The organism is Streptomyces sp. NPDC104761, from assembly GCF_055583445.1.
The window spans coordinates 206,752-220,814 of the sequence record NZ_JBVJNZ010000001.1 but is presented as its reverse complement, the minus strand read 5'-3'; the positions used below and the strand labels follow the sequence as shown (position 1 = coordinate 220,814).

Sequence of the window (14,063 nt, the reverse complement as noted above, 5' to 3'; positions counted from 1 at the left end):
TCACTGTCGTGCCGGCCCCGGAGGGCACTCGCGCTTACCGATTCGTCGCTTGCCGAAACGTCGTCGGTCCGGTCGTCACCTGGGGCACCCCACCGCGGTGCGAGGGTTGCCGGTCAGCAAGCCAGGGCTTGATGCTGACGCTCATGACCGTTCTGGTCCGTAAGTAACGCAGTTGCCCGAACGAATGTCAACGCCTGTCCGACTGGCGAAACGGTTCGGACCTCTCTCACCTGCGCGGACCGCGGGATGCGTCCGCCGCGTGGCCCGCCCAGTCCAGGATCTGGACGGCCGCGCCGGCGGCTTCCAGGCCCTGGCAACGGCCGTGATGGCGGCGGGCGATGCCCTCCAGGTCGAGGTGGGTGCCGAAGGCCGGGTGGGCGGCCAGCCGGCGGGCGTAGGCCCACAGCACCGGGTGGCCGGCGATGGCGTGCACGGCGGCGGCGTCCAGGTGGTTGCGGTGCACGGTGTCGAGTTGCACCAGGGTGACCCACAACTCGATGTCGGCGGCCGTGAGTTGCCCGCCGACCAGGAACTCCACCCCGGTCAGCCGGCGCTCCAGTTCGTCCAGGGCGGCGAGCAGCACCTCCAGCGCCTCGGGGTCGCCGCCCTCGCGTCCGGCCCGCTGTGCGGCCTGCTCGATGTCATCGGCGCACAGCCGCTCGACGGCCTCGATCCCGGCCTCGGCACCGCACGGGTAGAGCCGGGCGACGCCGTCGCCGAAATGCTGGTCCAGGTCGCGCAGGATGTCGCGGCTGTGGGTGCTGACGATACGTCCGGACCAGTCGTCGCTGAACACGGGCGCGAGGGCGGGTCCCGAGTAGTGGTGGGCGCTGGCCTCGTACAGCGGGCGCAGCACCGCGTGGCTGCCGTCGGGACAGTCCGGAACGGCGGGCAGGAAGGTGACGGGACAACAGTCGTCCAGGGCCAGCAGGCTGTGCCCGACGGCGATCCGCAGGCCGTCGGGACAGGCCGTGGAGAGGTGGAGCCGGTAGCGGCGCGGCACGGCGTAGTGGCCGCTGCGCGCGTCACGGCCGATGCGGCCCCGGAAGGCGGGAGCGGTGCGGACGGACGGCAGGGCGGCGAGTGGAGTGATGGACATGCGTCTCCCCGAGGCGGGCGCGCGGACGTACGCGCGGCGGAAGCGTTCGTCGGTGGGTTATCGGCGGATTCCGGTGAGTCCTTGTGGACGGGCGCCCGGCTCGTACGGCCGGGGTCGGGCACCCGGCTCGTACGGCCGGGGTCGGGCACCCGGCTCGTACGGCCGGGGTCGGGCGCTCAGCCTCTGCGGCCGGTGGCGCCGCACATCCGCAGCAGGTCGAGGTGGCGGCGGGAGGTGAGCAGGGGGGCCGTCCAGGGCGCGGGGCTCTCGCGGCGCTGTCTGCCGGTGAGCGTGCGCAGGCGACCCATCTTTCCCTACCTTTTCACTAGGATTCTCCCACCTGGAGTGTCGATCGGCCTCCGCCCGGCGTCAAGGGGGCGTCCACGCCTGGGACACCCGGCCCCGACTTGCCGCCGCGCGGGCGGGGCGGTGCGCTGGTGGCGGAGGCCGAGTGACAGGAGCCGGAGCCGATGACCGAGCCCCCGGGTCCCGGGCCGGTGCCGGGCGCCGTGCGCGAGACCTTCGCGTTCCGCTGCGAGCGGTGCGGCCACGGCTGGGAGGCCGTCTTCCAGGCGGTGTTCTTCACCGACCCGGTCGCCGACCCGGAGCTGCAGAGCACCCTGGAGTACGTCGACGAGGCCGGCCGAGCCGTGCCCTCGCCGCTCACGGACGCGGTGTGCCCGCGCTGCGGCAGCCGACGGGTGCGGGTCACGGCGGCCTGATCACGACGCTCACCCGAATGGCACGTGCGGGTGGTCGGAGCCTGCGGCCGGTGGTGGCGTGGAGGGACGCAGCGACGTCGTCCGGCGTCGTCCGGCGGAAGGGGCGCACCGGCGCCGCCCGCCCAGTGCCGTACCGCGTCCCCGAGGAGGCAGTCGCGATGACCCGTCCGTCCCGACCCGCGCGTGTGCTCGCCACGGCCCTCGCGGCGGGGACCCTGCTCGCCACGGCGGCCTGTTCGGACGGCAGCGGCTCCCCCGAGGCCGCGGCCGTCTCGCCCGCCGCCGAGCGCTCCCCGGCCCCGTCGCGCACCCCCACCCTCACCGGCCCCGGGGCGCAGGCCGCGCTGATCACGCCGGCCGACATCGAGGACGACTGGCAGCTGGCCAACGACGCGGCCACCTGGCGCAACCAGATGCTGGTCGGAAAGGTCGACGTCGCCCAGTTCCTCAACGCCAAGTCGGACGCCGCCGACTGCCAGCGGCTGCTGGACAGCCTCTACTCCGACACCCTGCTGGGCCGCGCCACCGGCGCCTCCGGGCTGCGCGGCTTCACCTCGGAGGACTCCCGGCTGCTGTACCAGGTCGGCGACTACGGCCAGCCGACGATGGACGCCACCATCAAGTGGCTGAAGAAACTCCCCAGCGAGTGCAACCAGTTCACGGCCACCGGCTCGGACGGCAGCAAGCGGACCGTCCAGGTCGTCGAGTACAAGGAACCGCCCAAGGCGGGCGACAACCTGGCGGCGCTCACGGTCACCGTCCAGGGCACCTGGGACGGGCAGGCCGCCACGACCACCCTCGACGTCGCGGTGCTGCGCGTCGGCGCCTCCGGGGCCGCGGTCACCAACGGCGGCCTCTCGGGCGTCGACCACGACAGCACCGCCCTGGCCGTGCAGAACGGCGCCAAGCGCCTCAAGGACGTACTCTCCGGCAAGACCCCGGCACCGCTGCCGAGCCAGTTCGAATAGGTCAGCCGGACCGTGGGGGCGCCAACGCGATCTCTGGGTCTTGGAGCGGCTCGGTAGGTGGGCACACACTAGTCGGCCGTGGCAGGTGACCTGTGGACCCCAGTGATTTCGATGGCCGGTGTGACGCCGGAGCCTGACCTGACGTCGCAGGTCACAGCCACTCGTTGAGCGCAGCGACCCGTACGGTCGCCTCACAGCGCACTACCAGGCCACGTCGTCGGCCACCGCGGGCAGGCGCCCGTTCCGGTCCGCCAGTGTCGCGGCGGGCCGGTCGTCGGTGTTCGCGGCGAGCACGAGGCGGGCCGCCGTACGCCAGCGCTCGTAGGTCTCGGGCGCGGCGGTGGCCAGCCGGTGCACGTCGGTCACCCGGAGCCGGCCGCCCAGGCCCGCCGCGCCCGCCGGACGCAGCCACCGCAGCTCGGCACCCCCAAGCGGTGCCGCCGCCCGGTCCGGCACCACCTGCTCGATGCGGGCGAGGTCCGCTGCGGCGGCGGTCGCGTAGAGGGCCAGCGCGACGAGTACGACGGCCATGTGCGCGTCGAGCGCGTTGCCTCCGGCGGGCGGGTAGAGCCGCTCGTAGACCTCGCCGTCGCTCGGCAGGGCCCAGGCGCACAGCCGCCGCGCCCAGTGCAGGCAGTCGGTCAGCGGCGGGGTGCCGGTCGCGGTCAGGACGCGGCCCTCCCAGCGCAGCAGGTGCCCGGGCACGTCCGGCGACGGCGGGTACAGCGTCCGGTCCTCGGAGATCCGCGGCAGCATGTCGATCCTGACCGTCGCGCCCGGGAACCGGGGCGGAGACCCCTGCGTGCTCAGGTGCAGCAGCTGCCGCACTCCGCACGCGGCCACCTCGGGGTCGGTCCAGACGTGGCCCTCCGCGCACTCCAGGTGCGCCTCGCGTCCGTCGGCCACCAGCGTCAGCCCTGCCGTGCGGCCGCAACGGGGGCAGAACAACGGCACATCAAGCACGTCGTCGATCAGATCGCCGTACTTCGTCACGACGATCTCGCCGGCGACCAGCACCCGGACCAGTCCCTGCACGCGTCTCCCTCCGAGCGGGCCGACGGTCACTGTCGCCGTCGATGGTCACACATCCGCACGGCACCGACCCGACTCCGCCCCGTGTGAAACGCGCCGCTCAGAGGTCCGTTGCGCCCGGACAGTGGTGACGAAGTACGCGGAGTACGCGCTCGTCACAGCCCTGACGTCCCACAACGAGCTGTCCACGTCGGTCAGGACGACCATCACCCTGTCCTCGGTTGAGCCACGTGCTTCGGCGTCGATCAGCCGGCCGCCACTGCTTCGGCTGTATCGCGTGACAAGCGGACCGGTCTGCCCTGGCGGCCCCTGCCGTCCACGGGGATCGAAGGCGGGGGGATCGAAGGCGGCCGCCAAAACGGCCGGCGTGGGACGGCCCCGCCCGGCGGACCGTGTCTGCCCGGGTCAGGGCGTCAGGACGATCCTGCCGAACACCTCGCCCGCGTCCATTGCGCGGTGGGCCGGCACCGCCTGGTCGAGTGGCAGCGTCGCGTGCACGACCGTGCGCAGGTCCCCGCGCGCGGCATCGGCGAACTGGGACGACCGCACGGCCTGCCGGTCGGGTCCGGGCACCGTGTCGGAGCTGAAGGTGGCGAACGACAGTGACCTGCGGAAGGCGTCCATCAGCCGGGTGCCGAAGTCCGCCGGCGGCTGCCCGCCGACCACGCCGACGGCCACGTACCGCCCGTTGGCGTTCAGCCTGTCCAGGAAGAGGGGAAGCTGGGGACCCCCCACGACGTCGATCACCACGTCGAAGCCCGACGGTGCGTCCGGGCCGCCCTCGCCGGAGCGGCCGACGACATGGGTCGCGCCCAGGTCCCGCAGGCGGCCGCCGCGCTCCGCCGACGACGTGGTGACCGCCACCGCGCCCGCACCGCCCCTGGCCGCGAGCTGGACCGCCGTGATCCCGATGCTGCCCGCCGCACCGCGCACGAGCACGGTCTCGCCGGGCGCGAGGCGGGCGCGGTCCAGGGCGAAGTGGGCGACCACGCCGGAGCCGCCGAGCGTCACCGCGTCCGCGCCGCTCAGGCCGTCAGGCAGCGGAAGCACGTCCTCGACCGAGGCGACGGCCTGCTCGGCATACCCACCCCACAGGCCGGTGAACGCCCACACCCGCCGTCCCATCCACGATCCGTCCACGCCCTCTCCCAGCGCGGTGACGCTTCCCGCCACCTCGCTGCCGAGGAGGTGGCCCTTCCGGAAGCCGTAGGCGGCGAGCGTTCCCCGGCGGATCACGGCGTCCACGCCGCCCACCCCGATCGCCTCCGTGGTGATCCGTACCTGCCCCGGGGCAGGTACGGGCACGGGCAGGTCGACGAGTTCCAGACCGTCAGGGCTTCCGAACTCCCTGATCACGACAGCCATCATCTCTGCTCCTCAGGTCGGTGGACGGACGGGTCGCAGCTGCTGCGACCGGGAGCGGCGAGCCCGGCCCGACAGCCCGAGGCACCGGCGGGGAGCCGGACGGGGCGGCGTCACCGCCCTCGGACCGTAACGGACGCCCCCGTCCGCTTGGCTAAAGTGAGAGGCCATGACCGCCCGTTTGCCTCACCCTGTGCGCTCCGACGCCCGCGACAACCGGGCCCGCGTCCTGGACACCGCCCGCGCGGTGTTCGGCGAGGAGGGCCTGAGCGCGCCCATGCGCGAGGTCGCCCGGCAGGCAGGCGTCGGCCCGGCCACGGTGTACCGGCACTTCCCGACCAAGCAGGCACTGATCCTGGAGGCCTTCGCCGAGCAGCGACGAGCCTGCCATGCCGCCGTCCGCGACGCCCTCGCAGACTCCGACCCATGGCACGGGTTCCGGAGCCTGGTGGAGCGGATCTGCGAACTCCACGCGCACAGCCGGGGATTCGCCGACGCCTTCATGACGGCTTTCCCCGAGGCCATGGATTTCGCCGCCGACCGAGAGCGGACGCTGCGTGCGGTTGCCGAACTGGCCCGCCGCGCCCAGGAGACCGGCAGGCTCCGCCCCGGCTTCGTCGTCGACGACCTGATCCTCATGCTCATGGCCCACCGGGGCCTCCAGGACGCCCCGCGTGCCTCCCGGCTCACGGCCTCCCGCCGCTTCGCCGCCTACATGATCGAGGCGTTCCGCACCGCACCGGAGACGGGAGCCCCTGCACCGCTGCCGCCGGCACCACGCCTGCAGTCCGTCGATCACTCGCCCGGCAACGCCCCCCGTACGCGGAACGGCGGTTCGGGCCTCTGAACGTCCCACCCGTGGAGTGCCGCTCCGCGCCGTCGACAGGTTGGGCGAGGAACCGGTCCCCGAAAATGGCCGAAAGGCCCCTCCAGAACTTGTCTGAAGCGGCCTCTGACCTGCGACTTCGAAAAGTCGGGACGACAGGATTTGAACCTGCGACCCCTTGACCCCCAGTCAAGTGCGCTACCAAGCTGCGCCACGTCCCGCTGCGGAGTCACGCGGCGGCTGCCCCGTGATCACGCAGGTCAACACTACCGTACGCGTACGGGTGCTGCCGTCGGCTGCTCCACGACCGGGCCGGCGACGCGGCTCGCGCGGCGGACCGGGACGAGGAGGGCGGCCCCCGCCGCGGTGAGGCAGAACAGGGCGAGCAGGGCCCAGGCGTGGGTGTAGCCGGAGGCGTACGGCAGCCCCGAGGGCTGGAGCCGGCCGGTGACCAGGACGCTGGTGAGCGCGGCACCGATGGAGCCGCCGATGGTGCGGATGTTGGCGTTCATGCCGGTCGCGGCGCCGGTCTGCTCGGGCGGCACGCTGCCGACGATGAGGTTGGCCATCGAGGCGAAGGCCAGGCCGATGCCAAGCCCGAACAGGCCCGCGACGACGCCGATCTCCCACTCCTTGTCGTGCCAGAGGGCGAGGAAGCCGCAGGCCAGCGCGCCGAGCGCGGCCCCCGCGGTGAGCTGCGCCTTGGCGCCGACGCGGGGTTCGAGGCGGCCGCCGATGACGCCCGAGAGGAACATGGCGACGAGCATCGGCAGCATGAGCAGGCCGGACTCGGTGACCGTGGCGCCGAAGCCGTAGCCGGCCGCGGTGGGGGTCTGGACGAAACCGGGCAGGAAGGACCAGATCGCGTACATGCCGGCACCGAAGAGGAGGGCGGCCGTGTTGGTGGTCCAGACGGCGGGCAGCCGCATCACGCGCAGGTCGATCAGCGGGGTGGCGGAGCGGGACTCGGTGAGCAGCCAGACGGCGCACAGGACGACGGCCGCACCGAAGAGGCCGAGCACCTTGGCCGAGCCCCAGCCCCACTGCCCCGCCTGGCTCAGCGGCAGCAGCAGCGCCACCAGCCAGGCGGAGAGCAGCCCGGCGCCGAGCCAGCTGACGCTGCCCTCGGCCCGCTTGGGCGACTCGGGAACGTAGCGGGCGGCGATCAGGACGGTGGCCGCGACCACGCCGACCGGGATCCAGAACAGCCAGCGGTAGTCGAGCGCCGAGACGATCGGTCCCGCGGCCACGATGCCGACGCCGCCGCCGGCCGCGATCACCGCGGACAGGTTGCTGATGCTGCCGCTGACCTCGGCCGGGGTGAACTCGTCGCGGATGATGCCGAAGGAGAGCGGGAACAGGGCACCGCCGACGCCCTGGACGACCCGGGCGATGATCAGGACGCCGATGTTCGGCGCGAGGGCGGCGACCAGGCAGCCGGCCAGGACGGCCAGCAGGACGGCGACGAGCGTGCGCTTCTTGCCGATCAGGTCGCCGACCCGGCCGAGTATCGGGGTGAAGACCGAGGCGGACAGCAGGTAGGCCGTCATCACCCAGGTCGCGGTGGACTGGGAGGTGTGCAGGGCGTGCTGGACGGTCGGCAGGGCGGGGGCGACCAGCGACTGGAGCATGGAGAACACGCCGGCACCGGTCGCGAGGACCGCGAAGGTGAGGCGGGTGGACTTCCGGGGCATGAAGAGCCTCTCCGACATCGGAACGGAGGGAACAACGGAGGAAACTGCGAGCGAGACCTCCGTGCGCGTGCGGGAAGGGGACACCGGGCCGCGTCCGGCCATGGCGGTACCGCTCCGCACTGCTAAAGTGGAGGTACCCCTCCACTCTACTGGAGGCAACCCTCCGCTTCAACCGAAGTCGAGGAAACCCTCCGGTTTACCCGCGCACACGGGAGGCAGCAGTGACGGACAGCCCGTTCCCCGTCAGCGAGATCGTCGCGTCCCGCAGACCGCACCGTAAGGACGCGGCCCGCAACTACGACGCGCTCGTCACGGCCGCCCGCCAGGCGTTCGCCGAGCGCGGCGCCGACGTCTCCCTGGAGGACGTCGCCCGCCGCGCGGGGGTCGGGATCGGCACCCTGTACCGGAACTTCCCCACCCGCCGCGACCTCTTCGAGAGCGTCTACGCGGACGAGGTCAACGCGCTGTGCCGGGCCGCCGTGGACCTGGCCGGGCTGGAGCCCTGGGAGGCTTTGAGGACCTGGCTGGACCGCTTCACCGGCTACATGGTCACCAAGCGGGCGGTGCGCGAGGCCCTGAACGACGAGTCGGAGATCTTCCAGGCCTGCCGTGACTCGATGTACGCGGCCGGCGGCCCGCTGCTCGAGCGGGCCCAGAAGGCGGGCGTGGTCCGCACCGACATGGAGATCGGCGACCTGCTCCGCATGGTCTCCGGCATCACTGCGACGGCCTTCGACGACGACGCCCAGCGCGACCGCGTCCTCGGCATCGCCCTGGACGGGGTACGCACCGGCCGTTAGCGGGCACCGCTCCCCCAGCGCCCCCGCCCCCACCGGCTCACGCCGGCTCAGAGCCGTACGACGACGAGCGCGATGTCGTCCCGGCCGCCACTGGCGACGCCCAGGCGGGCCAGCACGATGTCGGCGAGCTGTTCGGTGCCCAGATGGGCGAACTCGCCGAGGACGCCGCACAGTTGCCCCAGGCCGACGTCGATGTCCTGGTCCCGCCGCTCGATGAGCCCGTCGGTGTACAGGACCAGGGTGTCGCCCGGCCGGTACGGCAGGCTCGCCTGCGGACGGGGCACGTGCTGCGGACGGGCACCGAGCGGCGGGTCGGTGGCCTGGTCCAGCAGGTCACAGCTGCCGTCGGGGTGGATGAGCATCGGCGGCGGGTGGCCCGCGCTGCTGTAGGTGATCAGGCGGCTGGGCATGTCGACCACCGCCTTGACGGCGGTGGTGCCCAGCGCCCCCTCGACGGACCTGGCGTACAGGCCGAGTACCTCCAGGGCCTGGGCGGGGCGTTCCAGGGCCCGGATGGCGGCGGACAGGGCGCTGCGGAGCATGCCCATGACGGCCGCCGCTTCCAGGCCGTGCCCGATGACGTCGCCGACCGCGACGGCGAGCCGGTCGGGCGGGATGTCGACGACGTCGTACCAGTCGCCGCAGACGTTGAGGGAGCCGGTGGCGGGCAGGTAGCGCACCGCGATGTCGCGGTGGTGGGCCAGGTCGGGGACGTGCAGCATGGCTTCCTGCAGGATGACGGCGACCTCGCGCTCGCGCGTGTGGGCCTGCCGCAGCTCCTCGTTCAGCCGCTGCAACTCCCGTGCCCGGGCGTAGAGTTCCGCCTCCAGGGCCTGGGTCTCCTTCAGCCGCTGCCCCACCCGGACGCCCTCGGGGTGGGTGGCCTGGTACTCCTTGACGAACGCGGTGACGTCCTCCACCCGGTGGATGATGTACATCACCTCCCCGTCCGGGCCGAGCACCGGGGTGTTCACCGGGGACCACCAGCGCTCCTCGAAGACCCCGGGACGGCTGGCGACGGGGATGTCGTACTTCTGCAGCGCCATCGTGTCGGGCCGGCCGGTGGCGAGGACCCGGCGCAGGGAGGCCCCGAGGTTGCGGACCCCGTCGGCGTCCGGGTCGGCGGGGTTGTCCGGGAAGGCGGTGAAGATGTGCCGCCCCAGCAGGTCCTCCCGGGTGCGTCCGGTCGCCGCGAGATAGGCCCGGTTCACATCGACGATGACCAGGTCGGGACCGAGCACCAGATACGGGCTCGGTGTCGCGGCGAAGAGCGCCGTGTGATCAACCCGCGATGCCACCGCTGACGCTCCTTCCCGCCTCAACGGCTCCGTCCTCAATCTACGGTCCGCACTGCGGCTCTGCCCGTCGTGCGGGTCCTCGCGGACCGGCGTGCCGGTCCGGGTCGTGTCAGGCTGGAGATCCGGGCCGACTGGGACGGCGGTGAGTACGGATGAGCGCGAGCCCTGTGGGCAGCCCGGATCCCGGCCCCATCGGTGCCCGGAACGGGCCCGCCGTCTCCCGCCGGGATTTCGACGCGCTCTTCGCGGCGGTCCGCACCTGGGGCCGCTGGACCCCGGCCGACCGCGGCGCCTGGAACCGGGTGACCGCGGAGCGGGTACGACGGGCCACGGCCGCCGTGCGGTCCGGCCGGGTCGTACCGCTGGCGCTGCCCTGGAACACCGTGCCCGGCCCCGACAACCCCAGGCCCGCCCTGCACCACATGACCGATCTCGGTGACGTGGAGAGCCCGGAGCCCGCCACCCACAAGGACTTCATCGCCGCCGACTACCACGGCAAGTCCGTCACCCACCTCGACGCCCTGTGCCACGTCTCCTACCGGGGGCAGGTGTACGACGGCCGGGCGGCGAGGGACGTCGTCGGCGCGGCGGGCGCCCGGTTCGGAGCGGTGCCGGCGCTCGGACCGCTCGTGACCCGGGGCGTCCTGCTCGACCTCCCCGCCGTGCTCGGGGTGCGCTGGCTGGAGCCGGGGCTGGCGGTGCACGCGGAGGACGTCCTCGCCGCGGAGCGGACGCACGGCGTGCGGATCGGCGAGGGCGACGCGGTGCTCGTGCGCTCCGGGCGGACCCGTCGTCGTGCGGAACTCGGCGCCTGGGACCCCGGCACGGCCTGCGCGGGCCTCCACGTGGATGCCGTGCCGCTGCTGGCCGAGCGCGGCATCGCACTGCTCGGCGGCGACGGCGACAATGACGTACGGCCCTCCCCCGTGGCCGGTGTGCACTCGCCCGTCCACACCCTCGCCGTGGCCGCGATGGGGGTGCCGCTGCTGGACAACCTCGATCTGGAGGCACTGTCGGCCGCGGCCGCCGAGGCCGGGCGGTACGAGTTCCTGCTGGTGGTGGCGCCGCTGGACATCCCGGGCGGGACCGGTTCGCCGGTCAACCCGGTCGCCGTCCTGTGAGAGCGGGTGCGTGATGTCCGTAATCTTACGTATATCCTATTGTTGTAGTCATAGTTGCCGACAGAACGTGTGGCCGTACCTGGGGGCGTACGCGTGCGCGTACGTGTCGGCGAAAACGGACTCTGCGAACGCGAGCGAGGCGAAGCGTGGTTCGGGGCGGCGGGAAAGCGGCGGCGACGGGGCCTGCGGCGAACGGCAGGGGTCCCGCCCGCTCGCGTGAGCGTTTCCTCCAGGGCGAGGCGGTCGAGGCCGCCGTACGCATTCCCATCTCGCACTCCTGGCAGCGCTGCCGGGCCCTGGGGCTCTCCCCCGACCAGCCGGGGCTCCCCTTCCGGGACGACTTCGAGCGTGATGCCCGGGTCGTCCGGGCGGCCGCGCCGGTGCTCGACCGGCTGGAGTCCTGGTTCGCCGGCACCAGGATGAACATCTCCGTCGCGGACGCGAACGGAACCGTGCTGCTGCGCCGTTTCGGAGATGCGTCGCTGGCCAGAAGCCTGCCGGCGTTCCAGCGCGTTCCCGGGTTCGTCTTCGCCGAGCGGTACGCCGGCACCAACGGGATCGGGCTCGCGCTCGCGGAACGGCAGCTCGTCCAGGTCTACGGCGCCGAGCACTTCGCCGAGCGCGCACAGGGCAACGCCTGCCGGGCGCTGCCCGTCCGCGACCCGGTCAGCGGCCGTATCGAGGGCGTCCTGTGCCTCGGCTACCCGCGCACCTTCGAGGACCCCGCACTGGCCACCGTGATACGCCGGGCGGCCCACGCCATCGAACGGCGGCTGCTCGGGCAGAGTTCCGAACGCGAGCGGGCCCTGCTGCGGGCGTACCTGGACACCGGTGCCGAGACCGCCGCCGGACCCCATCGCCGTCTGGGGCTCGGTGAGCCGGCCCTCGGGATGCGCCCCTGCGACCGGGCGGTCCTCATGGAGAAGGCCGTCGAGCTGATCTCGTGGGCGCAGCGGGCCGCCGTCCACGTGGCCCTGTCCGACGGCCGCCGGGTCACGCTGGTCAGCCGTCCGACGACGACCGCCACCGGCGTGCAGGGCTTCGTCGTCGAGGCCGTCCTGCCCGGCCCCGCACCGCACGAGCCGCTCCTCGTCCCGTGGCCGGCCGGGGAACCCCCGCGCCCCGTCCTCGTCCCCGCCGTCCCCGCCGACTTCGCCCACGACGCCCACGACAGCGCCCGGTCCGCCGTGGCCGCCGCGGGGGTACGGGCCGCGTCCGCGCTCTTGACGGCCACGGCCGTCTCCGACGCCACGGCACCCGGCTCCGTGCCCGGCACCACCGCGCCCGGCCTCGTCCCGCTCCGGGCCGGGACGCCCGGCACCGAGCCGCCGTTGCCTCCGGCGGAACCCCCGGCCAGAGGGCTCGTGCTGGTGGGAGAGCCGCACGTGGGGCGGTACGCGCTTGCCGCCCGCCGCCGCCTGGAGCTGCTGACCGACGCCAGCACGCGCATCGGGACCACCCTGGACGTGCGACGCACCGCCGAGGAACTCGCCGAGACGGCGGTGCCACGGCTGGCCGACTACGTCACGATCGACCTTCCGGAGGCGGTGCTGCGCGGCGAGGAGGCCGCCGACCCCTGCTCCGACCTGAACCGCACGGTGGTCCACGGCATCACGGACGACTGTCCGTTCCACCCGGTCGGCAAGCGCGTCGACTACGGCCCGGCCACTCCGCACCTGCGCTGCCTCACCGGCGGGCAGGCCGTGCTGGAACCGGACCTGAGGACCGCCGTGGGCTGGCTCTCCCACGACCCGCCGCGCACCGAGGTGATGCTGGCCCACGTCCACTCGCTCATCACCGTGCCCCTGGTGGCCCGCGGCGTCGTGCTCGGCGTGGCCGCGTTCTACCGCGGGCGGCAGCCCGCGCCCTTCGACGACGACGACCGCTCGCTCGTCCAGGAACTCGCCGGCCGCGCCGCCCTGTCGATCGACAACGCCCGCCGCTACACGCGGGAGCGCACCATGGTGCTGACCCTGCAGCGCAGCCTGCTCCCGCAGGGACTGCCCGACCAGGACGCCGTCGACGTGGCGCACCGGTACCTGCCCGCGGAGTCGGACGTGGGCGGGGACTGGTACGACGTCATCCCCCTCTCCGGCACCCGGGTCGGCCTCCTGGTCGGTGACGTCGTGGGCCACGGCATGCTCTCGGCCGCCACCATGGGACGGCTGCGCACCGCCGCCCGCAGCTTCGCCGAACTCGACTTCTCCCCTGACGAGGTCCTCACCCACCTCGACAACCTGGTGGGACGTCTGGACCGGGAGGGCCCCGCCGGGGGCGACACGGGCGTCTTCGGCGCGACCTGCCTGTACGCCGTCTACGACCCGACGACGCAGCAGTGCACCATGGCCCGCGCCGGGCACCCGCCGCCCGCGCTCGTCCGCCCCGACGGCACGGTCTCCTTCCCCGAGCTGCCCGCCGGGCCCCCGCTGGGCCTGGGCGGCCTGCCCTTCGAGGCGGTCGACATCGACCTCCCCGAGGACAGCCGGCTGGTCCTCTACACCGACGGGCTCATCGGGGGCCGCAACCGCGACGTGGACCTGGTCCTGGACCGGCTGCGCGGCGCCCTCGCCACCCCGGACCGCACCCCCGAGGAGATCTGCGAGACGCTGCTGGACACGGTGGCCCCGGTCCACCCCCGTGACGACATCGCCCTGCTCGTCGCCCGTACCCACGCGCTGGCCCCGCACCGGATCGCCACCTGGGACCTGCCGGCCGACCCCTCCCGCGTCAGCGAGGTCCGCTCCTCGGCGCTGTCCCGGCTGGCCGACTGGGGACTCGAGGAGGCCGGGTTCGCCGCGGAGCTGGTGCTGAGCGAACTGGTCACCAACGCCATCCGGCACGGCTCCGGCCCCGTCCGGGTACGGCTGCTGCACGGCCGGACCCTGATCTGCGAGGTCTCCGACGGCAGCAATACCGCCCCGCACCTGCGCCGGGCGGCCACCACCGACGAGGGCGGCCGCGGCCTGTTCCTGGTGGCCCAGCTGGCGCGCAGCTGGGGCACCCGCTACATCCGGCAGGGCAAGGTCATCTGGGCCGAGTGCGGGGCCGAAGCCGCCTGAGTCCGCGCAGACCCGGGCCGGCGGGGCGACCGGCGCCCCCGTGCCCCGGTGCCCCGGCGGGCGTCCGATCCGGCACCGAAAA

At 73.5% G+C, this 14,063-nt stretch carries 12 protein-coding genes, 1 tRNA gene and 1 riboswitch; of the genes, 6 read left to right on the top strand and 7 right to left on the bottom strand.

What is annotated here, in order from left to right:
• Nucleotides 1-25: 25 nt before the first annotated feature.
• A riboswitch (SAM riboswitch) is annotated at nt 26-149 on the bottom strand.
• A 77-nt stretch (nt 150-226) separates the two neighbouring features.
• Both ACZ63F_RS01055 and ACZ63F_RS01050 read right to left on the bottom strand, forming a co-directional pair.
• A complete protein-coding gene (locus tag ACZ63F_RS01055) occupies nt 227-1,099 on the bottom strand; it encodes a glutathione S-transferase C-terminal domain-containing protein (protein ID WP_469707504.1) in 873 nt (290 codons plus the stop codon).
• Nucleotides 1,100-1,275: 176 nt separating this feature from the next.
• A complete protein-coding gene (locus tag ACZ63F_RS01050; protein ID WP_351955620.1) occupies nt 1,276-1,407 on the bottom strand; it encodes a hypothetical protein in 132 nt (43 codons plus the stop codon).
• A gap of 162 nt (nt 1,408-1,569) precedes the next feature.
• Between ACZ63F_RS01050 and ACZ63F_RS01045 the strand changes: the two genes are divergently transcribed.
• Nucleotides 1,570-1,821 (top strand): hypothetical protein, encoded by a 252-nt coding sequence (locus ACZ63F_RS01045; RefSeq protein WP_469707502.1) that lies wholly within the window; start codon nt 1,570-1,572, stop codon nt 1,819-1,821.
• Between the two features lie 158 nt (nt 1,822-1,979).
• Nucleotides 1,980-2,789, top strand: a complete 810-nt coding sequence (locus ACZ63F_RS01040; RefSeq protein ID WP_469707500.1) for a hypothetical protein — start codon at nt 1,980-1,982, stop codon at nt 2,787-2,789.
• 201 nt (nt 2,790-2,990) lie between these two features.
• Here the strand turns inward: ACZ63F_RS01040 and ACZ63F_RS01035 are convergent, their stop codons facing one another.
• The gene (locus ACZ63F_RS01035) at nt 2,991-3,824 is read right to left on the bottom strand and encodes a hypothetical protein (RefSeq protein WP_469707498.1); all 834 of its coding nucleotides are present in this window, start codon (nt 3,822-3,824) and stop codon (nt 2,991-2,993) included.
• A gap of 402 nt (nt 3,825-4,226) precedes the next feature.
• The gene (locus ACZ63F_RS01030; protein ID WP_469707495.1) at nt 4,227-5,189 is read right to left on the bottom strand and encodes a zinc-dependent alcohol dehydrogenase family protein; all 963 of its coding nucleotides are present in this window, start codon (nt 5,187-5,189) and stop codon (nt 4,227-4,229) included.
• 163 nt (nt 5,190-5,352) lie between these two features.
• Here ACZ63F_RS01030 and ACZ63F_RS01025 point away from each other — a divergent pair, with 163 nt between their 5' ends.
• The gene (locus ACZ63F_RS01025; protein WP_469707493.1) at nt 5,353-6,030 is read left to right on the top strand and encodes a TetR/AcrR family transcriptional regulator; all 678 of its coding nucleotides are present in this window, start codon (nt 5,353-5,355) and stop codon (nt 6,028-6,030) included.
• A 126-nt stretch (nt 6,031-6,156) separates the two neighbouring features.
• On the opposite strand, the gene ACZ63F_RS01020 is transcribed toward ACZ63F_RS01025, so the two are convergent.
• Nucleotides 6,157-6,230: transfer RNA gene (locus ACZ63F_RS01020), tRNA-Pro, on the bottom strand.
• Between the two features lie 45 nt (nt 6,231-6,275).
• Nucleotides 6,276-7,703 carry an MFS transporter gene (locus ACZ63F_RS01015; protein WP_469709271.1) on the bottom strand — a complete coding sequence of 476 codons (1,428 nt, stop codon included), beginning with the start codon at nt 7,701-7,703 and terminating at the stop codon, nt 6,276-6,278.
• A 221-nt stretch (nt 7,704-7,924) separates the two neighbouring features.
• Between ACZ63F_RS01015 and ACZ63F_RS01010 the strand changes: the two genes are divergently transcribed.
• On the top strand, nt 7,925-8,503 hold the full coding sequence (locus tag ACZ63F_RS01010) for a TetR/AcrR family transcriptional regulator (protein WP_469707492.1): 579 nt from the start codon (nt 7,925-7,927) through the stop codon (nt 8,501-8,503).
• A 47-nt stretch (nt 8,504-8,550) separates the two neighbouring features.
• On the opposite strand, the gene ACZ63F_RS01005 is transcribed toward ACZ63F_RS01010, so the two are convergent.
• Complete coding sequence (locus ACZ63F_RS01005; RefSeq protein WP_469707490.1) at nt 8,551-9,801, bottom strand: PP2C family protein-serine/threonine phosphatase; 1,251 nt, start codon at nt 9,799-9,801, stop codon at nt 8,551-8,553.
• A gap of 152 nt (nt 9,802-9,953) precedes the next feature.
• On the opposite strand from ACZ63F_RS01005, the gene ACZ63F_RS01000 reads away from it, so the two are divergent.
• Entirely contained in the window at nt 9,954-10,922 is a 969-nt protein-coding gene (locus ACZ63F_RS01000) for a cyclase family protein (protein ID WP_469707488.1), read from the top strand.
• Nucleotides 10,923-11,068: 146 nt separating this feature from the next.
• On the top strand, nt 11,069-13,981 hold the full coding sequence (locus ACZ63F_RS00995; protein ID WP_469707486.1) for a SpoIIE family protein phosphatase: 2,913 nt from the start codon (nt 11,069-11,071) through the stop codon (nt 13,979-13,981).
• Nucleotides 13,982-14,063 lie beyond the last annotated feature (82 nt).